This window comes from Acinetobacter sp. ACNIH3 (genome assembly GCF_002918965.1).
GTDB classification, from domain to species: Bacteria; Pseudomonadota; Gammaproteobacteria; order Pseudomonadales; family Moraxellaceae; genus Acinetobacter; species Acinetobacter schindleri.
The window spans coordinates 223,666-245,175 of record NZ_PQLP01000001.1 but is presented as its reverse complement, the minus strand read 5'-3'; the positions used below and the strand labels follow the sequence as shown (position 1 = coordinate 245,175).

At 44.8% G+C, this 21,510-nt stretch carries 31 protein-coding genes and 2 pseudogenes; 8 read left to right on the top strand and 25 right to left on the bottom strand.

The genetic code is table 11. The features are described from left to right. Positions 1–15: 15 nt before the first annotated feature. From secY to C3420_RS01145, 23 genes and pseudogenes are all read right to left on the bottom strand, one after another. On the bottom strand, positions 16–1,335 hold the full coding sequence (gene secY / locus C3420_RS01255) for a preprotein translocase subunit SecY (protein WP_171294430.1): 1,320 nt from the start codon (positions 1,333–1,335) through the stop codon (positions 16–18). A gap of 45 nt (positions 1,336–1,380) precedes the next feature. After that, on the bottom strand, positions 1,381–1,821 hold the full coding sequence (gene rplO, locus C3420_RS01250; protein ID WP_004809786.1) for a 50S ribosomal protein L15: 441 nt from the start codon (positions 1,819–1,821) through the stop codon (positions 1,381–1,383). A gap of 3 nt (positions 1,822–1,824) precedes the next feature. After that, entirely contained in the window at positions 1,825–2,001 is a 177-nt protein-coding gene (rpmD, locus tag C3420_RS01245; protein ID WP_004809788.1) for a 50S ribosomal protein L30, read from the bottom strand. 5 nt (positions 2,002–2,006) lie between these two features. Further along, positions 2,007–2,504, bottom strand: coding sequence for a 30S ribosomal protein S5 (rpsE, locus tag C3420_RS01240; protein ID WP_004657688.1), 498 nt, complete (start codon positions 2,502–2,504; stop codon positions 2,007–2,009). Between the two features lie 2 nt (positions 2,505–2,506). Further along, the gene (rplR, locus tag C3420_RS01235) at positions 2,507–2,857 is read right to left on the bottom strand and encodes a 50S ribosomal protein L18 (protein ID WP_004281497.1); all 351 of its coding nucleotides are present in this window, start codon (positions 2,855–2,857) and stop codon (positions 2,507–2,509) included. A 14-nt stretch (positions 2,858–2,871) separates the two neighbouring features. Continuing rightward, positions 2,872–3,405: a 50S ribosomal protein L6 gene (gene rplF / locus C3420_RS01230; RefSeq protein ID WP_004809790.1), complete on the bottom strand. Its 534-nt coding sequence runs from the start codon at positions 3,403–3,405 to the stop codon at positions 2,872–2,874. A 13-nt stretch (positions 3,406–3,418) separates the two neighbouring features. Then, complete coding sequence (rpsH, locus tag C3420_RS01225; protein WP_004809793.1) at positions 3,419–3,814, bottom strand: 30S ribosomal protein S8; 396 nt, start codon at positions 3,812–3,814, stop codon at positions 3,419–3,421. A gap of 12 nt (positions 3,815–3,826) precedes the next feature. Continuing rightward, positions 3,827–4,132 carry a 30S ribosomal protein S14 gene (gene rpsN, locus C3420_RS01220; RefSeq protein WP_004809795.1) on the bottom strand — a complete coding sequence of 102 codons (306 nt, stop codon included), beginning with the start codon at positions 4,130–4,132 and terminating at the stop codon, positions 3,827–3,829. Between the two features lie 9 nt (positions 4,133–4,141). Beyond that, entirely contained in the window at positions 4,142–4,678 is a 537-nt protein-coding gene (rplE, locus tag C3420_RS01215) for a 50S ribosomal protein L5 (protein WP_004809796.1), read from the bottom strand. A gap of 16 nt (positions 4,679–4,694) precedes the next feature. Continuing rightward, a complete protein-coding gene (rplX, locus tag C3420_RS01210; RefSeq protein ID WP_004809797.1) occupies positions 4,695–5,012 on the bottom strand; it encodes a 50S ribosomal protein L24 in 318 nt (105 codons plus the stop codon). A gap of 9 nt (positions 5,013–5,021) precedes the next feature. Then, positions 5,022–5,390, bottom strand: a complete 369-nt coding sequence (rplN, locus tag C3420_RS01205; RefSeq protein WP_001982634.1) for a 50S ribosomal protein L14 — start codon at positions 5,388–5,390, stop codon at positions 5,022–5,024. Positions 5,391–5,481: 91 nt separating this feature from the next. Further along, positions 5,482–5,739 (bottom strand): 30S ribosomal protein S17, encoded by a 258-nt coding sequence (gene rpsQ / locus C3420_RS01200; protein ID WP_004809803.1) that lies wholly within the window; start codon positions 5,737–5,739, stop codon positions 5,482–5,484. Then, positions 5,736–5,933, bottom strand: coding sequence for a 50S ribosomal protein L29 (gene rpmC / locus C3420_RS01195; protein WP_004786915.1), 198 nt, complete (start codon positions 5,931–5,933; stop codon positions 5,736–5,738). Before rpmC ends, rpsQ begins: the two co-directional genes overlap by 4 nt. Then, positions 5,933–6,346, bottom strand: a complete 414-nt coding sequence (rplP, locus tag C3420_RS01190) for a 50S ribosomal protein L16 (RefSeq protein WP_004809805.1) — start codon at positions 6,344–6,346, stop codon at positions 5,933–5,935. Before rplP ends, rpmC begins: the two co-directional genes overlap by 1 nt. Then, a pseudogene (rpsC, locus tag C3420_RS01185) lies at positions 6,325–7,102 on the bottom strand (30S ribosomal protein S3). The gene rplP and the pseudogene rpsC overlap by 22 nt, the downstream one beginning before the upstream one ends. Position 7,103: 1 nt before the next feature. Continuing rightward, positions 7,104–7,433, bottom strand: coding sequence for a 50S ribosomal protein L22 (rplV, locus tag C3420_RS01180; protein WP_001982638.1), 330 nt, complete (start codon positions 7,431–7,433; stop codon positions 7,104–7,106). 11 nt (positions 7,434–7,444) lie between these two features. Further along, positions 7,445–7,720, bottom strand: a complete 276-nt coding sequence (gene rpsS, locus C3420_RS01175; RefSeq protein ID WP_004673001.1) for a 30S ribosomal protein S19 — start codon at positions 7,718–7,720, stop codon at positions 7,445–7,447. A 19-nt stretch (positions 7,721–7,739) separates the two neighbouring features. Beyond that, a complete protein-coding gene (gene rplB, locus C3420_RS01170; RefSeq protein WP_004809807.1) occupies positions 7,740–8,564 on the bottom strand; it encodes a 50S ribosomal protein L2 in 825 nt (274 codons plus the stop codon). An 11-nt stretch (positions 8,565–8,575) separates the two neighbouring features. Next, on the bottom strand, positions 8,576–8,896 hold the full coding sequence (rplW, locus tag C3420_RS01165) for a 50S ribosomal protein L23 (protein WP_004809809.1): 321 nt from the start codon (positions 8,894–8,896) through the stop codon (positions 8,576–8,578). Beyond that, a complete protein-coding gene (gene rplD / locus C3420_RS01160; RefSeq protein ID WP_004786925.1) occupies positions 8,893–9,495 on the bottom strand; it encodes a 50S ribosomal protein L4 in 603 nt (200 codons plus the stop codon). Before rplD ends, rplW begins: the two co-directional genes overlap by 4 nt. Before the next feature lie 11 nt (positions 9,496–9,506). Then, positions 9,507–10,145 carry a 50S ribosomal protein L3 gene (rplC, locus tag C3420_RS01155; RefSeq protein ID WP_004809812.1) on the bottom strand — a complete coding sequence of 213 codons (639 nt, stop codon included), beginning with the start codon at positions 10,143–10,145 and terminating at the stop codon, positions 9,507–9,509. Positions 10,146–10,205: 60 nt separating this feature from the next. After that, positions 10,206–10,517 (bottom strand): 30S ribosomal protein S10, encoded by a 312-nt coding sequence (gene rpsJ / locus C3420_RS01150; protein ID WP_000070912.1) that lies wholly within the window; start codon positions 10,515–10,517, stop codon positions 10,206–10,208. Between the two features lie 274 nt (positions 10,518–10,791). Further along, on the bottom strand, positions 10,792–11,526 hold the full coding sequence (locus tag C3420_RS01145) for a type 1 glutamine amidotransferase (RefSeq protein WP_004809814.1): 735 nt from the start codon (positions 11,524–11,526) through the stop codon (positions 10,792–10,794). A gap of 162 nt (positions 11,527–11,688) precedes the next feature. Between C3420_RS01145 and C3420_RS01140 the strand changes: the two genes are divergently transcribed. The 7 genes and pseudogenes from C3420_RS01140 (at position 11,689) to C3420_RS01110 (ending at position 18,972) form a co-directional block, all read left to right on the top strand. After that, entirely contained in the window at positions 11,689–12,891 is a 1,203-nt protein-coding gene (locus tag C3420_RS01140; RefSeq protein WP_103799840.1) for a PLP-dependent transferase, read from the top strand. Positions 12,892–12,914: 23 nt separating this feature from the next. Then, positions 12,915–14,498 (top strand): helicase HerA-like domain-containing protein, encoded by a 1,584-nt coding sequence (locus tag C3420_RS01135; protein WP_103799839.1) that lies wholly within the window; start codon positions 12,915–12,917, stop codon positions 14,496–14,498. A gap of 152 nt (positions 14,499–14,650) precedes the next feature. Further along, the gene (gene hmpA, locus C3420_RS01130) at positions 14,651–15,859 is read left to right on the top strand and encodes an NO-inducible flavohemoprotein (RefSeq protein WP_103799838.1); all 1,209 of its coding nucleotides are present in this window, start codon (positions 14,651–14,653) and stop codon (positions 15,857–15,859) included. Between the two features lie 85 nt (positions 15,860–15,944). Beyond that, complete coding sequence (locus tag C3420_RS01125; protein ID WP_048881819.1) at positions 15,945–16,385, top strand: RrF2 family transcriptional regulator; 441 nt, start codon at positions 15,945–15,947, stop codon at positions 16,383–16,385. 99 nt (positions 16,386–16,484) lie between these two features. Beyond that, a pseudogene (gene yihA, locus C3420_RS01120) lies at positions 16,485–17,261 on the top strand (ribosome biogenesis GTP-binding protein YihA/YsxC); the annotation flags it as partial. Positions 17,262–17,510: 249 nt separating this feature from the next. Continuing rightward, a complete protein-coding gene (locus C3420_RS01115; protein WP_103799837.1) occupies positions 17,511–18,455 on the top strand; it encodes a metal-dependent hydrolase in 945 nt (314 codons plus the stop codon). Positions 18,456–18,552: 97 nt separating this feature from the next. Further along, a complete protein-coding gene (locus tag C3420_RS01110) occupies positions 18,553–18,972 on the top strand; it encodes a VOC family protein (RefSeq protein WP_071319852.1) in 420 nt (139 codons plus the stop codon). Here C3420_RS01110 and C3420_RS01105 read toward each other — a convergent pair. After that, positions 18,954–20,204 carry a dicarboxylate/amino acid:cation symporter gene (locus tag C3420_RS01105; RefSeq protein ID WP_103799858.1) on the bottom strand — a complete coding sequence of 417 codons (1,251 nt, stop codon included), beginning with the start codon at positions 20,202–20,204 and terminating at the stop codon, positions 18,954–18,956. The genes C3420_RS01110 and C3420_RS01105 overlap by 19 nt on opposite strands. 198 nt (positions 20,205–20,402) lie before the next feature. Here C3420_RS01105 and C3420_RS17760 point away from each other — a divergent pair, with 198 nt between their 5' ends. After that, the gene (locus C3420_RS17760) at positions 20,403–20,531 is read left to right on the top strand and encodes a hypothetical protein (RefSeq protein WP_005223361.1); all 129 of its coding nucleotides are present in this window, start codon (positions 20,403–20,405) and stop codon (positions 20,529–20,531) included. A gap of 60 nt (positions 20,532–20,591) precedes the next feature. Here the strand turns inward: C3420_RS17760 and C3420_RS01100 are convergent, their stop codons facing one another. Beyond that, positions 20,592–21,464 (bottom strand): acyl-CoA thioesterase, encoded by an 873-nt coding sequence (locus C3420_RS01100; RefSeq protein ID WP_004809832.1) that lies wholly within the window; start codon positions 21,462–21,464, stop codon positions 20,592–20,594. Positions 21,465–21,510 lie beyond the last annotated feature (46 nt).

Below are 21,510 nucleotides of genomic sequence, written 5' to 3'. Positions count from 1 at the left end.
AAACCTCTAAGTGCGCTATCCCTTAGGATGAGCAGTCGTTTTTCTCATTAATGTTTGATTGTCATACTGGTGCGAAGTGAGATGTGCTTGTAGCTGAGCCATAAAGTCCATCACCACCACTACCACGATTAGCAACGATGTTCCGCCCAAGCTGAATGGAATACCAAAAGAGCTTTGCAGGATCATCGGCATTAAACAGATGACAGTGATGTAAATCGCGCCAATGAAGGTCAAACGATTGAGAATATGATCTAAGTAACGAGCAGTTTGCTCACCTGGACGAATACCAGGCACGTAAGCTCCGCTGCGTTTCAAGTTTTCTGACACTTCTTTCGGGCTAAATACTAGCGCAGTATAGAAGTAACAGAAAAAGATAATTAACGCACCAAAGAGCACCAAATACAACGGCTGACCAGGCGACAACACCAATGCCAAATCTTGCAGACTACGCTTGATAATTCCTGCATCAGGATCTGCACTGCCAACCCACTGACCTAAGCTCGCTGGGAACAAAAGCAATGAACTTGCAAAAATTGCAGGAATCACACCGGCCATATTAATTTTTAATGGCAAATGTGTCTGCTGTGCAGTAAATACGCGACGACCCTGCTGCTTCTGAGCATAGTTGACCGGAATACGACGTTGCGCCTTCTCGATAAACACAATTGCTGCAAGCACGGCGATGGATAACAATGCAAATATCGCCAGACCAATAAGACTAGACTGACCATTATCGACAGAAGTCAGGGACTGCATAACCAAAGTTGGCAGACCTGCAACAATACCTGCGAAGATGATCATGGAAATACCATTCCCCACCCCACGCTCGGTAATCTGTTCACCCAACCACATCAGGAACATGGTCCCCGCAACCAATGAGGTTACTGCAGGAACATAAAAAGCCAGACCAGAGGTCAGGGTAATTCCCTGGCTGATCAAGCCCGCGCACATACCGACCGCTTGCACAAATGCAAGGAACAGTGTGCCCTGTCGTGTGTATTGATTTATTTTACGTTTGCCTTGCTCGCCTTCTTTCTTTAAAGCTTCCAGCGAAGGAACGACTGTTGACATCAGCTGCACGATAATCGATGCAGAGATGTATGGCATAATCCCAAGAGCAAGAATAGACATTCGCTCCAATGCACCACCAGAAAAGATGTTAAACAAACCAAGGATCGTACCTTGGTTTGCATTAAACAAATTCTCCAGCGCAGCATTGTTAATGCCCGGTACTGGAATATGTGCTCCCAGTCGAAACACCAACAACGCACCAATGAGAAACATCATTCGACGAATAATTTCACGGTATTTCACATGAAATGGTTGGCCTTTCATCATGTTGACATGACCTGAAGAACTAGGAGACATAGACACTGGAGATTACTCCTCGACTTTACCGCCAGCAGCTTCAACAGCAGCTTTAGCGCCTTTAGTCAACACAACACCTTGTACAGTGAATGCGCGAGTAATTTCACCAGAAAGTACGATACGTGCACGAGTCATGTCTTTACGTACAACGTTCGCAGCTTTTAAAGTTTCTAGAGACACGATGTCACCTTCAACTTTAGCAAGCTCAGATAAACGTACTTCAGCAGTTTTCAAAGCCTGTTGGCTAGTGAAACCGAATTTAGGCAAACGACGATAAAGTGCTGTTTGACCGCCTTCGAAACCTGGACGAGTACCACCGCTCTTACGTGAGTTTTGACCTTTGACACCACGGCCACCGGTCTTACCAACGCCAGAACCGATACCACGGCCTAGACGCAGGTTGTCACGCTTAGCACCTTCTGCAGGTGCAATAGTATTTAAACGCAGAGTCATGGCTTATTCCTCTACACTAACCATATAGTAGACTTGGTTGATCATACCACGGTTAGATGGAGTGTCTAACACTTCAACAGTATGACCAATACGACGCAGACCTAAACCTTTAAGGCTCAGCTTGTGATTTTTCAAGCGATGCGATGCAGATTTAGTCTGGGTAACTTTAATCGTTTTCATGATTATTACCCTTGAATTTGTTCTACTGAAAGACCACGTTTCGCAGCAACTTTCTCAGGAGAAGTCATGTCACGCAGACCTTTGAAAGTCGCGTTAACTACGTTAGCAGCGTTAGTAGAACCGTAACATTTAGCAAGTACGTTGTGTACACCAGCAGCTTCAAGAACGGCACGCATAGCGCCACCAGCGATTACGCCAGTACCTTCAGAAGCAGGCTGCATGTAAACACGGCTTGCACCGTGACGAGCATTCACAGGGTGTTGTAAAGTCGTACCAGCAAGATCTACAGTGATCATGTTGCGACGAGCAGCTTCAAGTGCTTTAGAAATAGCAGCTGGAACTTCACGTGCTTTACCACGACCAAAACCTACGCGACCATTACCATCACCTACCACAGTTAATGCTGTGAAAGAGAAGATACGACCACCCTTAACAACTTTGGCTACACGATCAACGGCAACCAGCTTTTCAACAAGACCTTCGTTTTGTTCAACTTTAGCCATGATTAGAACTCCAAGCCGTTTTCACGAGCAGCATCAGCCAAGGCTTTGATACGACCATGATATTTGAAACCAGAACGGTCAAATGCAACTTTAGTTACACCAGCTGCCTTAGCGCGTTCTGCGATTAAAGCACCTACTTTTTGAGCTGCTTCAACATTACCAGTTGTACCAGCACGTAGAGTAGCGTCTAGTGTAGAAGCTTGCGCTAATACTTTGCCACCATCTGCTGAGATAACTTGAGCATAGATGTGACGCGGAGTGCGGTTTACACACAAACGAGTCGCACCCAATGCACGGATGTGCAAGCGTGTGCTTTTCGCACGACGCAAACGGGATTGTTTCTTTTCGTTCATAAGAACCTCGCGCCTTATTTCTTCTTAGCTTCTTTACGAAGTACAACTTCGTCAGAATAACGAACACCTTTACCTTTATACGGCTCTGGTGGACGGTAACCACGGATTTCCGCAGCAACTTGACCTAATTTTGCTTTATCAGCAGATTTTAGGATAATTTCAGTCGCTGTAGGAGTTTCTGCAGTTACACCTTCAGGAAGGTTGTAGTCAATCGGGTGAGAGAAACCAAGGTTAAGGTTAACAATGTTACCTTTAACCGCAGCTTTATAACCAACACCGATAAGTTGTAACTTACGTTCGAAACCTTCGCTAACACCTTTAACAAGGTTGTTAAGCACAGCGCGAGCAGTACCAGCCTGCATCCAAGCATCTTTAGATTCAGCTTTAGGAGCAATAACTAGAGTACCGTCTTCCTGTTTTAGCTCGACCAGCGCATGCAGGTTGAAAGACAATGTACCTTTAGTGCCTTTCACTTCGACCTGCCGGCCGTTCTGAGTAACTGCTACACCGTTAGGTACAGTTACTGGGGCTTTAGCCACACGAGACATGAGGAATCACCTATTAAGAAACAAAAGCAATAACTTCACCACCAATGCCTGCAGCACGTGCAGCGCGATCAGTCATGATGCCTTTGCTTGTAGAAACAATTGCAATACCTAAACCTTGCTTAACGCTTGGAAGTGCATCTTTACCGCGATACTGACGTAGACCTGGACGGCTTACGCGTTTCACAGTTTCGATAACTGGTTTGCCTTCAAAATATTTTAACGTAATTGTTAAAGTTGCTTTGCCTTCAACATCAGCAACTTCTACGTTAGAGATGTAACCTTCTTGTTGAAGAACGTTTGCAATAGCAACCTTCAACTTAGAATTAGGCATAGAAACAGTTTGTTTCTTCGCCATTTGTGCGTTACGAACACGTGTTAGCATGTCGGCAACGGTATCTTGCATACTCATTTATAGTGCTCCTTACCAGCTTGCCTTAACAACGCCAGGTACATCACCTTGCATTACTTTTTCGCGTACCATGTTACGGCTTAAACCGAACTTACGGAAGTAACCATGAGGACGACCAGTTAAACCACAACGGTTACGTAGACGTACTGGAGATGCATTACGTGGTAATGCTTGTAATTTCATCATCGCTTCGAAACGTTCTTCGTCTGACGCATTTACGTTAGCAATAACAGCTTTTAATTCAGCACGTTTTGCAGCGTATTTAGCAACAGTAGCTTCGCGTTTCAATTCGCGATTAATCATACCTTTCTTAGCCATTTCGACCTCTTATTTGAACGGGAAGCCGAATGCACGCATAAGCGCACGGCCTTCGTCATCGGTGCGAGCAGTCGTAGTGATGGTAATGTCCATACCACGAATACGGTCAATCTTGTCAAAATCGATCTCAGGGAACATGATCTGTTCTTTAAGACCCATTGAGTAGTTACCACGACCATCAAATGATTTCGCTGAGAAACCACGGAAGTCACGGATACGAGGAATCGCAATAGAGATCAAACGGTCTAAGAATTCGTACATGCGTTCGCCGCGTAAAGTAACTTTACAACCAATCGGCCAACCATCACGGATTTTGAAACCAGCGATAGATTTACGAGCTAACGTAAGTACTGGTTTTTGACCAGCGATAGCTTGCATATCAGAAAGAGCACCATCAAGGAGTTTCTTGTCAGCAGCAGCTGCGCCAACACCCATGTTGATAGTGATTTTAGTGATGCGAGGGATCTCCATCACATTCTTAACACCCAATTGTTCTTGTAATTGAGCTTTAAGTTCGTCGTTGTAACGTGCTTTAAGTCTGGCCATTGCCTTTTTCAACCTATTACTTCGCTACCGCCACTGATTCACCATTTGATTTGAATACGCGAGTTTTCACGCCATCAATCACTTGGTAACCAACACGGTCAGCCTTTTGGGTTGTAGCATTAAAAAGTGCCACGTTTGAAATGTGAAGAGAAGCTTCTTGAGTTACGATGCCGCCTTCAGCGCCAGTAGCTCGGTTAGGCTTCTGATGTTTCTTAACTAGGTTAAGACCTTCTACCTTCACTTGGTCATTTGAAACAGACAGAACAGTACCCTGTTTGCCTTTTTCTTTACCTGCGATCACAATTACTTGATCGCCTTTTTTAATCTTAGCCATGATTGCCTCTTATAGAACTTCAGGAGCCAATGAAATAATTTTCATGAACTGTTCAGTACGAAGTTCACGAGTCACTGGTCCGAAAATACGAGTTGCAATCGGCGCTTTGTTGTTGTTCAAAATAACAGCAGCGTTATCGTCGAAACGAATCACTGAACCATCTGGACGACGGATGCCGAATTTAGTACGAACCACAACTGCATTCATCACGTCACCTTTTTTAACACGTGCGCGTGGAATTGCTTCTTTTACAGTAACTTTAATAATGTCGCCAACAGAAGCATAACGACGATGTGAACCACCAAGTACTTTAATACATTGTACGCGGCGAGCACCACTGTTGTCTGCTACGTCGAGCATAGTTTCGGTCTGAATCATTGCCCTACTCCAAAACCGAGCATCACCGGTCGCAAATTCGAAAGGCTCAAAGAGTACTCGAATTTGACCGATGATGCAACAAGAACGTTAATTACTCAGCAGCTGCTTCAATAACTTCAACTAGAGTCCAAGACTTAGTTTTAGAAATTGGGCGGCTTTCTTTGATTGTTACAACATCACCAGTTTTAGCTGTGTTGTTTTCATCATGAGCATGTAATTTTGTTGAACGGCGGATTGATTTGCCATACAACGGGTGTTGAACACGACGTTCGATAAGCACAACAATAGACTTGTCCATTTTGTCGCTTACTACTTTGCCTGTTAACGTGCGGACTGTTTGTTCACTCATTGTCCGTTCCCCTGTTTTTCGGTAAGGAGGGTCTTGATACGAGCAATAGTCTTGCGAGTTAATTGCACTTCGTGCGATTTACCCAATTGACCAGTTGCTTTCGCCATACGAAGACGGAATTGGTTAAGCTGTTGCTCATCAAGCAAAGCTGTCAACTCTTCTACCGACTTTTCACGTAGATCTTTAGTTTTCATTACATTACCGTCCGAGTCACGATAGTGGTTTTAAACGGAAGTTTAGCAGCTGCAAGCGTAAATGCTTCGCGAGCCAATTCTTCGTTAACACCATCAATTTCGTACAAGACTTTACCTGGTTTGATTTGGCAAACCCAGTATTCCACAGAACCTTTACCTTTACCCATACGAACTTCAAGAGGTTTAGAAGTAATAGGTTTGTCTGGGAAGACACGGATAAAGATCTTACCACCACGTTTAATACGACGGCTGATAGTACGACGCGCTGCTTCAATTTGACGCGCAGTCATTTGACCACGTTCAATTGATTTAAGAGCGATTGTACCGAAAGATACTGAACTACCGCGGTGTGCAAGACCAGTGTTACGGCCTTTTTGCACCTTACGGAATTTCATACGTTTAGGTTGCAACATGGATTATTCTCCTTTTTCAGCAGAACGATCATTGCGACGACCACGACGCTCTTGACCTTCACCACGACCGCGACCGCGTTTAGCTGGACGTTCTTCAGCTGGAGCCGGGTTCATGACTTGTTTCATGCCGCCCAAGATCTCACCACGGAAGATCCAAACTTTAACACCAATCGTACCGTAAGTAGTTTCAGCACGCATAGTAGCATAGTCGATGTCTGCACGAAGTGTATGTAGAGGTACACGACCTTCACGATACCACTCAGTACGAGCGATCTCAGCACCACCTAAACGGCCTGAAACTTCAACTTTGATACCTTTAGCGCCAGCACGCATTGTGTTTTGAACCGCACGCTTCATAGCACGACGGAACATTACACGTTTTTCTAATTGAGAAGCGATAGCTTCAGCAACAAGACGTGCGTCTAAGTCTGGACGATCGATTTCGTTGATGCTTACTTGCGCAGGAACACCCATGATAGATGTTAATTCGCGTTGTAATTTCTCAATGTCTTCGCCTTTTTTACCGATAACGATACCAGGACGAGCAGTGCTAATAGTTACTTTAGCAGCGCCTGTAGGACGTTCGATAAGAATATTGCTGATCATTGCATTCTTAAGTTTTTTAGTTAAAAACTCACGAACTTGCAAATCTTTAAGCAAGTATTCAGCGTATTGTTTCGGACTCGCATACCAGTTAGCGTTATGACGTTTCACAACACCTAGGCGGATACCGATTGGATGAACCTTCTGACCCATATCAAACCCCTACCTTAACGGTAATGTGACAAGTACGCTTAGTAATACGATCTGCACGGCCTTTAGCACGTGGCATAATACGTTTCAGGCTCATGCCTTCATCAACGTAGATCGTAGAAACTTTAAGGTCGTCTACATCTAAACTGTTATTGTGTTCAGCGTTTGCAATTGCAGACTCTAACGCTTTCTTAACTAGGACTGCAGCTTTTTTGTTGCTGAAGTTCAAAATGTTAAGTGCGTGCGCAACAGATTTGCCGCGGATAAGATCTGCAACCAAACGAGCTTTTTGTGCCGAGATAGCGGCACCGCGTAATTTAGCAGTTACTTCCATCATAGCACCTATTAACGTTTAGATTTCTTGTCAACACCGTGACCACGGTAGGTACGAGTCGGTGCAAATTCACCAAGCTTGTGTCCAACCATATGTTCAGAGATGATCACTGGAACATGGTTACGGCCATTGTGTACAGAAATTGTTAAACCAACAAAATCCGGGAGGATCATCGAACGACGCGACCAAGTTTTGATCGGCTTACGGTTATTAGCCGCGATAGCCGCTTCAACCTTAGCGAACAAGTGCGCATCGACGAATGGGCCTTTTTTCAGAGAACGAGGCATTGTCAGATTCCTTTACTTGTTACTTAACGCGACGGTCGCGAATAATCATCTTAGTCGTACGCTTGTTGGTACGTGTCTTGTACCCTTTAGCTTTTTGACCCCATGGGCTTACAGGTTGAATACCTTTGCTACGACCTTCACCACCACCGTGCGGGTGATCTACCGGGTTCATCGCCATACCACGAACGGTAGGACGAACGCCACGCCAGCGCGCTGCACCAGCTTTACCCAATGAACGAAGGTTGCTTTCTGAGTTAGATACTTCACCTAACACAGCGCGACATTCAACGTGTACTTTACGCATCTCACCTGAACGAAGACGGATGATAGCGTATGAACCGTCACGACCCAACAATTGAGCAGATGTACCAGCAGAACGTACTAACTGTGCGCCTTTACCGATTTTAAGCTCGATGTTGTGAAGAGTAGAACCGATAGGCATGTTACGAAGTGGTAAACAGTTACCTGGACGAATTGGAGCATCGTTACCAGATTGTACTGAATCACCAGCGCGTAAACCTTTAGGCGCGATGATGTAGCGACGTTCACCGTCAGCATACTTCAACAACGCAATGTGCGCAGAACGGTTTGGATCGTATTCGATACGCTCAACTACAGCTGGGATGCCGTCTTTGTTACGCTTGAAGTCTACGATACGGTAGTGTTGCTTGTGACCGCCACCAACGTGACGAGTCGTAATGTGACCGTTGTTATTACGGCCGCCAGTACGTTTTTTAGCTTCAACTAGTGGAGCATAAGGAGCACCTTTGTGAAGATGGTCGTGAACGACTTTCTCTACAAAGCGACGTCCTGGAGACGTTGGCTTACATTTTTGAATAGGCATAGTTTTCGTCCTTATTCCGCTGCGCTTTCAGCGGCATCGCCCAAGTCAGCCATTTCTACATCTTGGCCAGCTTTCAGGGTGACGTATGCTTTTTTAACATCAGAACGACGTCCGATAGTTTTACCAAAGCGTTTAGTTTTACCTTTAGTGATCGTAGTGTTAACTTTAACAACTTGAACACCAAACAATTGCTCAACTGCTTTTTTGATTTCAAGTTTAGTTGCATCAGTAGCAACTTTAAAAACTTGAACACCAGCAGTTTCACCTAAAACTTGTGCTTTTTCTGAGAAAACAGGTCCTTGCAGGACTTGATATAAACGTTCGTTGTTCATCCGAGTTCTACCTCAATTTTCTTAGCAGCAGCTACAGACATAACAACTTTATCGAACGCGATCAAGCTAACAGGATCGATTGCAGTCGCATCAACCACATCTACGTGTGGAAGGTTACGAGCAGCTAGATACAAGTTCTCATCAACAGCATCAGTAACGATCAATGCACGAGTCGCATTTAAGTCGTTAAGTTTTGCAAGCAATTCTTTAGTTTTTGGAGCTGCAACAGCAAACTCCTCAACTAAAACTAAGCGATCTTGACGAACAAGTTCAGCCAGGATGCATTGCATAGCACCGCGGTACATTTTACGGTTTACTTTTTGAGACCAGTCTTGTGGACGAGCAGCAAAAGTTTTACCACCGCCAACCCAGATTGGGCTACGAATAGAACCAGCACGAGCGCGGCCAGTACCTTTTTGACGGAATGGTTTTTTACCACCGCCAGAAACGTCTGCGCGTGATTTTTGAGCTTTAGAACCTTGACGACCACCAGCTAAGTAAGCTGTAACAACTTGGTGTACAAGAGCTTCATTAAATTCACGACCGAACGCAACTTCTGATAATTCAACAGCAGAGCCGGAAACAGTATTTAAATTCACGTTATTTCCCCTCAGGCCTTGATCGTAGGACGAACAGTTACGTCGCCACCAGTAGCACCAGGAACCGCGCCTTTAACCACTAGAACTGAACGTTCAGTGTCAATAGCAACGATTTCAAGACCCTGTGTAGTTACGCGTTCAGCACCTAAATGGCCAGCCATTTTTTTGCCTTTGAACACGCGACCAGGAGTCTGGTTTTGACCTGTAGAACCTAGAACACGGTGAGAAACAGAGTTACCGTGAGTAGCATCTTGAGTACGGAAGTTCCAACGCTTAACACCACCTTGGAAACCTTTACCTTTAGAAGTACCAGTTACGTCAACGATTTGACCTACTTGGAACAACTCAACAGTAAGCGTACCACCAACTTCACGACCTTCAAGCTCAGCTTCTGAAACGCGGAATTCTTGAACCAGACGACCAGCAGCAACACCCGCTTTAGCGAAGTGACCTTTCTGAGCGTTAGTTACGCGAGATTCGCGACGTTCACCAGTAGTGATTTGAATCGCTTGATAACCATCAGTTTCAAGCGTTTTGATTTGAGTGATGCGGTTAGGATCAACCTCAATCACTGTAACAGGCACAGAAACACCAGCATCTGTAAAGATACGTGTCATACCGCACTTGCGACCGACTAAACCAATAGCCATGTGCATAAACCTCTAAAAAAGCGGCCTAATTAACTTAGAGCGTTAATTAACCCGAAAGCCTTAACCCAATGCGATCTGAACATCAACACCAGCTGCAAGATCTAACTTCATCAATGCATCTACAGTTTTGTCTGTAGGTTGAACGATGTCGATCAAACGCTTGTAAGTACGGATTTCGTACTGGTCACGCGCGTCTTTGTTTACGTGTGGTGATGTCAAAACGTTAAAACGTTCAATGCGTGTAGGCATTGGAATTGGACCACAAACTTGTGCGCCAGTACGTTTTGCTGTTTCTACGATTTCTTGAGCTGATTGATCAATTAGACGGTGATCAAAAGACTTAAGACGGATACGAATTCTCTGGTTAGACATACCAGTAAACTCCAAGCCAAATATATAAAGAATCACTCTTGACGCATCTCACCCCACTAATTTTTGAGGTAAGTGTCAAGAGCAGTGAATTATCACTAAGGTCATGATCGATGCCACGACTGTAACGATAGTTAACTACTTTCTTCGCAGTTAACATCCTTCCTATCGAAGGGTGGCTTATTATAGCCATTGTTTAATGCATAAGCAAATGCCTTTTATAGTTTTCGTCTGCAAATCAATTTGGTTGCTAAATCAAGAGTTTGTTTTTCACCCGTCAAGCTGATTTCTCTACCACATATTCGATTGCGCGATTTAGTATTTGATTTCCTTCAATAAAATTAGATTTTGGGCTTTTTCTGAGCTCATGCACAGGCTGCACATATTTTCCTGAAAATTTTAGCAACTCCTCTTCATCTTCTAAAAACAGGGCCAAGGTTTCCGGGGTTATTTCTGGATGGAACTGGAAACCGAGAACATTTTTGCCTAATTGATACATCTGGTTGCGACAGGCTTCATTTTCTGCCAGATGTACCGCCCCTTTGGGAATTTCAAAGGTCTCGCTATGCCACTGCATGATCCGGAATTGCTCAGGCAAACTAAAACAGTCTGCTGGCACATTGGCCACTTTACTGACAGACATCCACCCCAGTTCCTGTTCCGGGTTATAACTAACTGCTGCCCCCAAGGCATTGGCAATCAGCTGTCCACCTAGACACAAACCAATCGCTGGCTTCCCCTGAGACAAGTAACGACGTAACCAGCGTTTTTCTATTTTCAACCAGGGGAAATTTGCTTCATCATTTACACTCATGGTGCCGCCCATAATAATGAGCAAATCTACTTCTTCTACTGCAGGTAGCGCTTCTATTTCCAAAGGACGATCCACAGGTAAAGCAAAGAATTCAGTCGCTGTAATTTGCGCCTGATGCTGCTTTAAAAATTCATGACAACTACCGTAACCTTCACCAGCAATATGCTGAAAATAATGTACTCGTAAATGCGACTTCATGCGCTCGAACCTGTTCTTGTATCTATATAGGCTAGGTTTTGCAAAAATGAAGCCAACTTTTTATTTTATGTGAGGTTTTTAAACAATTGATAACGCAAGTAGCGCTAAAGCAAAGATTCTCTTAAGCTAAAGCTGTTTTTGACTCCAGATATGAGCTGCAGCATGAAAAAAAATCCTCAAACCGCCCTGATTCATGCACCACGAAAGGCCCCTCAGTACATTTCGACGGTTCAACCTCCCCTCTATCGTGCATCAACCATTATTTTTAACAATACCGATGCCCTGTTTAATCGCCATTGGACCGATGATTATGACTATAGCTATGGCACACATGGTACCCCAACCACATTTACCTTAGGTGATAACATTGCCCAGCTCGAAGGTGGGCTCTACCATTTGCTTGCACCTAGCGGTTTATCTGCGATTAATCTCGTGAATTCCTGCTTTTTAAGTCAGGGAGAGGAAGTTTGGGTACCGGACAATATTTATGGCCCAAACATGGAGCATCTACGCAACCTGGAAACACGTTATGGCATTCAGGTACAAGTTTATAATCCATTATGCCTGGAAAGCTTTATTCCTTCAGATAAAGCCAAACTGATCTGGCTGGAAGCAGCTGGCTCAGTCACACTGGAATTTCCGGATTTAAATGGCCTCGTGAAGAAAGCTCAAGCACACAATATTCTGACTGCACTGGACAATACCTGGGGCGCGGGTCTGGCCTTTAATGCCTTTGATTTTGGTGATGAACACCTAAGTGTAGATTTATCCGTACATGCGCTGACCAAATATCCAAGCGGTGGTGGTGACATTCTGATGGGTTCAGTGGTCACGCGTGATAAAGAACTGCATCACCAATTGTTCCGCGCACATGCCATTCAAGGCATTGCTGTCTCAGGTGATGACGTTGCTCAGGTGCAACGTAGTCTTGCTTCCATGCAGCTGCGTTATGCACATCAATCCAATAGTGCACTCAACATTCTCACCTGGTTAAAACAGCAAGCGGAGTTTGTGCAGGTACTGCATCCAGCCGATCCGCATAGCGCAGGCCATCAATATTGGAAAGAAATTTGCAAGGAAGGTCATAGTGCCGGTCTGGTCAGTGTAATTTTTGATAGTAAATATGAACTGCAAGATATCCGCAGTTTTTGTGACAACTTAAAACTGTTTAAGCTTGGTTTTAGCTGGGGTGGTCCTGTTAGCCTGGTCATGCTATATAACTTAAAAGATATGCGTGTGCTTGAACATTCACATTTGAAAGAAGGCTTTCTGGTGCGCTTCTGTATTGGACTAGAACATCCGGAAGATCTGATTGAAGACATTCAACAGGCACTACAAAACATGAAAAAAGTTAAAAATAAATAAATAAATAACAAATAGGAAATTATATGGGTACACCAATCGTAATCGCTAAAAAAACCGCCGATACCACCCAGGATATCGTGCTGCATTCTCAGCTTGCCAACCGTCATGGCCTGATTGCCGGTGCAACCGGTACCGGTAAGACCGTAACATTAAAGGTACTGGCAGAAAGTTTTTCCCGAATTGGTGTACCGGTATTTTTGGCCGATGCCAAGGGTGATGTTTCCAGCTTGGCGAAAGCCGGGGAAAACAACCCCAAATTTGATGAACGCATTAAAAGCCTGAATATCGAGTCCATCCCTTTTTCAGCGTCGCCTGTGGTGTTCTGGGATTTATTTGGCGAGCAAGGCCATCCGATTCGCACTACCATTTCCGAGATTGGCCCCCTCCTTCTTGCCCGTATTTTGAATCTGAACGACACTCAGGAAGGTGTGCTCTCAGTCATTTTCCGTATTGCTGATGATCAAGGCCTATTACTGATCGACTTTAAAGATCTAAAGGCCATGATTAGTTATGTCAGCGAACATGCCGCAGATTTTAAAGCGGACTATGGCAATCTGTCTCCTGCCAGTCTGGGCGCGATTCAACGCAATCTGCTTGCCTTGGCTGATCAAGGTGGTGAGCAATTCTTTGGTGAACCAGCGCTGGATCTGATGGATTTTTTACAAACCGACAGTCAAGGTCATGGCAATATCAACTTGCTTGCTGCTGACAAGCTGATGAACACACCTAAGCTGTATGCCACTTTCTTGCTATGGATGCTTTCAGAGCTGTTTGAACAGTTACCGGAAGTCGGCGACCTGGATAAACCCAAACTGGTGTTCTTCTTTGATGAAGCCCATTTGCTATTTGATAATACTAGCCCTGCCTTGCAAGAAAAGATTGAACAGGTGGTGCGTTTGATTCGTTCTAAAGGTGTGGGGATTTACTTTATCACCCAGAATCCACTCGATTTACCAGAAAGCGTTTTAGGTCAACTCGGCAATCGGGTTCAGCATGCTTTACGTGCTTTTACCCCTAAAGACCAAAAAGCGGTAAAAACGGCGGCAGATACTTTTCGAGCTAATCCAGAGTTTAAAGTTCAGGATGCCATTACCGAACTGGCTGTCGGTGAAGCACTGATTAGCTGTCTGGATGAAAAAGGCACACCGCAAATTGTAGAACGCGGCTGGGTGATGCCGCCACACTCCTCTTTTACCCCCATTTCTCCTGAAGAACGCAAAACTTTAATGCAACAAAGCATTGTGGCTGAGATTTATGAACAGCAAGTTGATCGTGACAGTGCGCATGAAATGCTGCAAAACAAAGTCACTGAACGCCAGCAACAGCTTCAGGCTGCGGAACTTGCCAAACAGCAAGCCAAAGAACAAGAAGCGTATGCCAAACAAGTCGCAAAAGAGCAGGAAACATTTGCTAAGCAGCAAGCCCGCGAACAGGAACGTCTTGCACGCGAACAGCAGAAAGAAGCTGAACGTGCAGCGAAACAGCGTGAAAAGTTCACCCAAGACATTGTTGGCACCTTTGCTAAAAGTGCCGCACGCACTTTGGGTAGCACTACCGGCCAGAAAATTGTCCGTGGTTTATTAGGGTCATTATTTGGTAAGAGATAACCCTTCTTTCTCCGATTATTTTCTTTATTTTTATGGGATATTTTAATATCCCATAATTTTTTCATGGTTTTTACTTAAAGATGTATTGTGAATATATCTTTAAAGATGTATTTTAAATACATCTTATAAATAACAGCCATGAGAGATCTGCTATGACTCCACAGCAAATTGACCTAGTAAAAGCTACAGTACCTGTGCTTCGTGAAAATGGGGTTGCTTTAACCGGTTATTTTTACAACCGCATGTTAAACAATAACCCAGATCTAAAAGAAACCTTCAACATGGGTCACCAGCGTAGCGGTGCTCAGGCGCAAGCCTTGGCAGGTGCAGTTTTAGCATATGCTGAAAATATCGAAGATCCTTCTGTGTTATTACCTGTGGTTGAACTCATTGCGCATAAACATGTCAGCTTAAATATTAAAGCACCTGATTACGGCATTGTTGGGGAAAACCTGCTGCATTCAATCAGTGAAGTACTCAATATTTCTATGGATGATCCACTGATTGATGCGTGGGCTGCTGCATATGGCCAATTAGCAGACCTGTTTATTGCGACTGAAAAAGCGATTTATGATCAACATGAACAGACTAAAGGTAGCTGGTTAGGCTGGCGCAATTTCAAGATTGCCAAGAAAGTAGTAGAAAGTGAAGAGATCACTTCGTTCTACCTGGCACCAGTCGACGGCGGACCATTACCGAAGTATGAAGCAGGTCAGTATATTTCTGTACGTGTGTTTGTGCCTGAACTGAATTTAAGACAACCACGTCAATATACGCTTTCAACTTGTCCTCAAGATGAATACCTGCGTATTTCAGTAAAGCGTGAAGATCAAAAAGGTGATTTGGTTCCAGGCTGGGTATCTAATACTTTACATAGCTTGGCAGAAGGCTCAGAAATTGAAGTGTCTGCACCAACAGGTAATTTCTACCTGATTGATCCAAACAAACGTAATGTATTTATCAGTGGCGGTGTGGGCTTAACTCCAATGGTAGCCATGTTAAATCAGTTGGTAACTCTGGATATGCCACAACCTGTGACTTTCATTCATGCCTGCCGTAGCAAACAGGTGCATGCCATGAAACAGCACATTCATGATTTGAAAGCCAAATACCCACGTTTAAGCACGCTGACTGCTTACGAATTCCCACACCAAGGTGACAAACTGGGTGAAGACTATGATGTAGCAGGCCGTCTGGATCTGAGTACAATTGATCGTGCTTTATTACCAGAAAATGCTGATTACTATCTATGTGGCCCAATGCCATTTATGGCAGAACAACACAAAGCGCTGGTTGCACGAGGCATTCCTGCTGAGAATATTCACAGTGAAGCCTTTGGTACTGGTGGCGTTCGCCACTAAGCAGTCAGCTTAAACTGAAATCAAGCAAGGGCTAGTCTGGCTGTGTTAGACTAGCCCTGCTTTGTATGAAAACTCTATATTTATAATGCAGTTAAATAAATTTACCGATTACGCCTTACGGATTCTTATGTACATCGCTCAGCCGAAAGAAATGCCGTATACCATTGCGGAACTCGCGAATGAGCTGCAGGTGTCAGAGAACCATGCCATGAAAATCGTACATTTTATGGCAAAGCAGGACTGGCTCATCACTACTCGTGGGCGAGGCGGCGGCATTCGCATGAATCCGCTCACCTTAAAAATACCATTGGGTCAAGTCGTGCGTATCCTGCAACAGGATAGCCAAGTGGTAGAATGCAATACCCCACCCTGTGTGCTGCGTAAAAATTGTGGTTTAAAAGGCATTTTAGATGATGCCGTAGAGCAGTTTTATGCCAGCCTGGATCAATACACGCTCAGTGAAGTGGTAACACCACTGCAAGGCCATTACAGCATCCAGTCACCAATCGGCCTGATCAATCTTTAGTTTTCACTTTCTGCTTACCAAGTCTTGCATTGAAAGTTCGCTTGCCCAAGCGACTTCCTTTATAATAGCTGCTTGTAAATTTAAGTTTGAAGTTGAGCCATGCACCACAGCAGAGGAAAATCGAAAAACAGTAAGGCAGCTGCTGCCCCAAAGCAAAAGATTAGCTATACCAAAAAAGTCGATCCTGCGATTACTGAATACTCTGTGCGCTCGCTCAATTGGCTGCGCAAAGCTGAATTTTTAATGAGTGCACCCAAACTTAACCTGTGTGTTGAAGATACAGGTTATGAAGTTGCATTCGCCGGTCGCTCCAATGCGGGTAAATCCAGTGCCATCAATGCCCTGACCAATCAGAAACAGTTGGCCCGTGCCTCCAAAAAACCAGGCCGTACCCAGATGATCAACTTCTTTAGCCTTGGCAATCCGGATCAGCGTCTGGTCGATTTACCGGGTTATGGCTACGCAGCTGTCCCAGAAGCCATGAAAATTGTCTGGCAAAAAGAACTGGAAAACTATCTGATTCACCGTAAGAGCCTGCAAGGTCTGGTGCTGCTGATGGATATCCGTCATCCGCTACAACACTTTGATGTGATGATGCTGGAATGGGCCTATTCACGTCACCTGTTCGTGCATGTCTTGTTGACCAAATCAGACAAGCTGAATCGTGGTCCTGCGTCCAAAGCCTTGCAGGAAGTCAAAGCAACATTAAATAAAATGAAGCTGAACTTCTCGATTCAATTATTTTCCTCTTTAAATAAAGAAGGTCTGGAAGAACTGGCAAGCGTGATGGCTGGTCGTCTTAACTTTACCCTGGATCAACCAACGGAATTTGATCTGGATAACATTCCAGAAGCGTCAATCCATGATTTAAACGAAGCTGATGAACCGATTGAATCTGTGGAGCTAGAAGATGAAACTGACTCAGACCCAGATCATGAAATTACTGCGAGTGAATTAAATAATCTGGATGAGCCGGTTGAGGCTGATCAAACAGAGATTGTCAACCAAGAACAGCCAAAATAAGTCCGATGTGATCCAAGTGACAAAATAATGTCCCGTATTGCCTGCAGCAATTCGGGACATTTTTTTCATACTGTATTGATCAAGCAGTGATGGATCCACCCCATGTCTTTACTCTCACGATTCAAAACAACAAAAATTGGCTCTTCAATTTCCTATTTTATCCAACCGCGCAAAGTTAAGTTTGAATGGCAGGCTACCCCGATTGACTGGATTCCAAATCAGCCTTTCGCCAGTTACTTTGTGAATGAAATTAATAATATTCTGCCGGCCGGTGAATTCTGGTTCTGTCGCTTGTATAATAAGGTTCTCGCTCAGATCACCGACGAAAAATTAAAGCATGATGTACAGGCTTTTATCCGTCAGGAAGCCATGCATGCTCAGGCACATAATTCGGCCAATAAAGAGTATCTATCTGAACGCCAGATTGATATCCAGCGCAATCTGGACATTATGAATTTCCTGTTCAATCAATTGCTGGCCGATCAGCCGCTTGGTCTGAAAATTCCTAAAATCGCAGAACATCAATGGGATCTGTTCCGGCTTGGTGTCGTCGCAACTGTAGAGCATATGACCTGTGTCCTTGGAAAATATGCGCTCTATAACACCGAGTGGGAACGGCTCGGTGCTGACGCGAATATGCTAGATCTGGTGAAATGGCATGGCGCAGAAGAAATTGAGCATCGCAGTGTGGCATTTGACTTATATCGTCATCTTGGTGGCGGTTATATTGCCCGCTACTATTTAAGTGTGGTGGTGATTATTGGAGTAATTGGTCTGTGGGTCGACGGTGCAGCACGCTTGTTGGCACAAGACCCTCGTTTTAAGCAGCTGAAACCAGCGGTATATAAACCCTGGATCTGGAAAGAATGGTTCCGTATTTCACAGCAGGACAATCGTTTGCTACCCAATCCCCTCTGGCTGGTTTCTCAGCAACTCGGCTATCTGATGCCATGGTATGACCCGGTGCATGAAGGCAGTACCGATGATGCCCTGTATTATCTTGAGCATTCCCCTGCGGCCAAACGGGCAGGTTTAAAAGTCGCCTAAGCTCTCCTCTTATTACAATTTCTAACAGCAGGGATCATTTCCCTGCTTTTTATTTGACCTAAGATAAAGCTACAGACATGACCATAAGGATGAGCTCATGCAAGCACGGATTTCAGTGATTACACTCGGTGTTCGCGACCTGGAGGCTGCACTACGCTTTTATTGTGATGGGCTGGGCTTTCCCAGCAAAGGCATTGTTGGCAAAGAATTTGAATGTGGCGCAGTCGCATTTATTGAACTACAGGCTGGATTAAAACTGGCTTTATGGCCGCAAAGCAGCATCCAGCATGATACCGGACTCGAACCGAGCCCGATGTGTCCCACTCAAATGACCTTGGGACACAATGTGTATAGCCCATTAGATGTCGATCAGGTCATGACTCAGGCTGAAAAAGCTGGAGCCAAGATTGTGAAAGCTGCACAGGCTACATTTTATGGCGGCTATGCAGGCTATTTTCAGGATCCAGATGGACATCTGTGGGAGATAGTTTTCAATCCTCAACTAGAGATGGACTGATCCAGTTGCGGTTCACGGGTATGTCGGTCAACCACGACACTGATCATCATATCACCCTGCACATTCACCACAGTCCTGACCGTATCGAGCAGTCGGTCAATCGGCAACAGGATCGCAATGGCTTCTGCCGGTAGACCCACTGATTGCAGTACCATGATCATGGTCACCATCCCGGCACTTGGAATACCCGGTGCGCCTAAAGATGCAATCATTGCTGTGGCACACACGACCAATTGCTGCCCCAACGTCAGATCAAGTCCCATGAGGTTGGCAATAAACAAAGCTGCTACGGCTTCATACAGTGCCGTACCATCCATGTTCAGCTGAGTCCCAAGCGGAATGACAAAGCCTGCCGTATGTGGACGTACTCCCAGATTTTCCTGGGCACATTTCATGGATAATGGCATGGTTGCAGAACTGGAACTGGTCGCAAAAGCGGTAATCAAGGCTGCGCGAGTGCCTTTGAAAAAGGTAATTGGGCTCATTTTCCCGAAGATCCACAACAATAATGGTAGAACTACCAGACCGTGGAAAATGGTGGTGCCCGTTACTACCGCAGCAAACTCTGCCAGACGGCTCAGTACCGAAATATCTTCAGTGGCAATCAGCTTGGCCAGTAGCGCAAAAATCCCGAATGGCGCCAGTTTCATGACCCAGCCAATCATCAGCATCATGATGTCAAAGAACTGCATACTGAGCTTACGTACCGTCCGGAACTTGTCTCCCCCTGCCACCAGTGCCACACCGACAAAGAGTGCAAAGACCACCACTGCCAGCACATTACCATCGGCAAAGGCCTTAAACGGATTGATCAGGGTATTCTGAATAAAGTTGGTAAAGAATGAAGACGGCGTTAAGGTATCCGGAGTTTTATGCTGAGCCATGGCATCCTGAAACATTACTACATCGACCCCCTTGCCTACATCAAACAGATGGGCACAAGCCAATCCCAAGATTAAAGCCAGGGTGGTCGTGGTGACACAGCATGCCAAGGTAATTTTCCAGGTTCGGCTCAGCTGACCACCAGCTTGCAGATTCGATACCCCAACCACAATCGAGCTAAAGATCAATGGAACCAGTAACATTTTTAGCAAACCAATGAAGATGCTGCTCATGATACCCAGACCATACAGGCTGAGCTCTTCAAACGTGGTTTGTGGGAAAAGATTTAATAAAAAACCAAACAGGACACCCAATACTGCGGCAACTAGAATCTGCGTATTTAAGCTCATCTTCATGGACATTTTAATATTGAACTTATCCGGCACTATGCCATGCAAGTTTCGGATAATCGAGTAAAATTTTATAAACGCTTTGCAGCAAAATATCTTTTATTATTCACTTAATCCATATACTGATGTACCAAATTTTGGCACGCAATGTGCTTAATCAGTGCAATAAGCTGGTTTTATACAAAGGAAATAAACGTCATGAAAAAAATGATCATTGCTGTTGCACTCATTTGCAGCATCGGGCAGGTTTTTGCACATTCTTCGGGCGGTAAAGAACAGCAAGGTTGCCATAAGCATTCAAGCAATGATGTTCCACATTGCCACTAACTTCAAATCACACCCATAAAAAAAGCCGGAACTCTAATCCGGCTTTTTTTATTTTAAATCTTACTGGGTTTCAATTTCCCGCAGACGGATGAGACCTTCCTGGGTTGTACTACAGACCAGTTCTCCATTCTGCCACATACGACCGAAGTTCAGACCACGTGAGCTGGCACTCACTGTCGCATCCATATCATAAAGCATCCATTCATCGGCACGGAATGGCTTATGGAAATACATGGCATGGTCGATGCTGGCACATTGCAGGTTTGGTGAAATATAGCTCAGACCATGTGGACGCAATGCTGTCGTCATCAAGGTAAAGTCTGAGTAGAAGGCCGCAATTGCCTGATGCAGCGAAACCTCATCAACTTCCGGAGCGACTTGGCCATGGGTACGGATATAATGCGCATAATTTGGCGCTTCCGGTTGCGGCTGGAATGGATTCACCGGCATCACAGGACGAATTTCTACATGGCGATCACGCATAAATGAAGCACGGACATTTTCCGGTACGAATTCAACAATTTGATGCTTCAGTTCTGCCTCATTTTTCAGGCTGTCGACTGAGGGATATTCTGGTTCAGAAATCTGATAGTTCAAGCCTTCTTCTGGTTCGGCAAAAGACACCATACACATAAAGATAGTACGGCCATGCTGAATCGCACGCACCTGACGACTGGCAAAACTCTTGCCATCACGGATACGATCTACTTCATAGATAATCGGTGCATTGACATCTCCTCCAAACAGGAAATAGGCATGCAATGAATGTGCTGGACGATCAGTCGTATACGATGCAGCACGCAAAGCCTGTCCTAATACCTGCCCACCGAATACGCGCTTGCCTACCAGGTTACGGCTAATTCCACGGAAAATATTCTCTTCCAGCTTTTCCAGGCTAAGCAATTCAACCAGTTCTTGTGTTAAGACATTCATAGGCAACCTATACGATGTTCGGGATATCCAACATTGGAAAAATAAC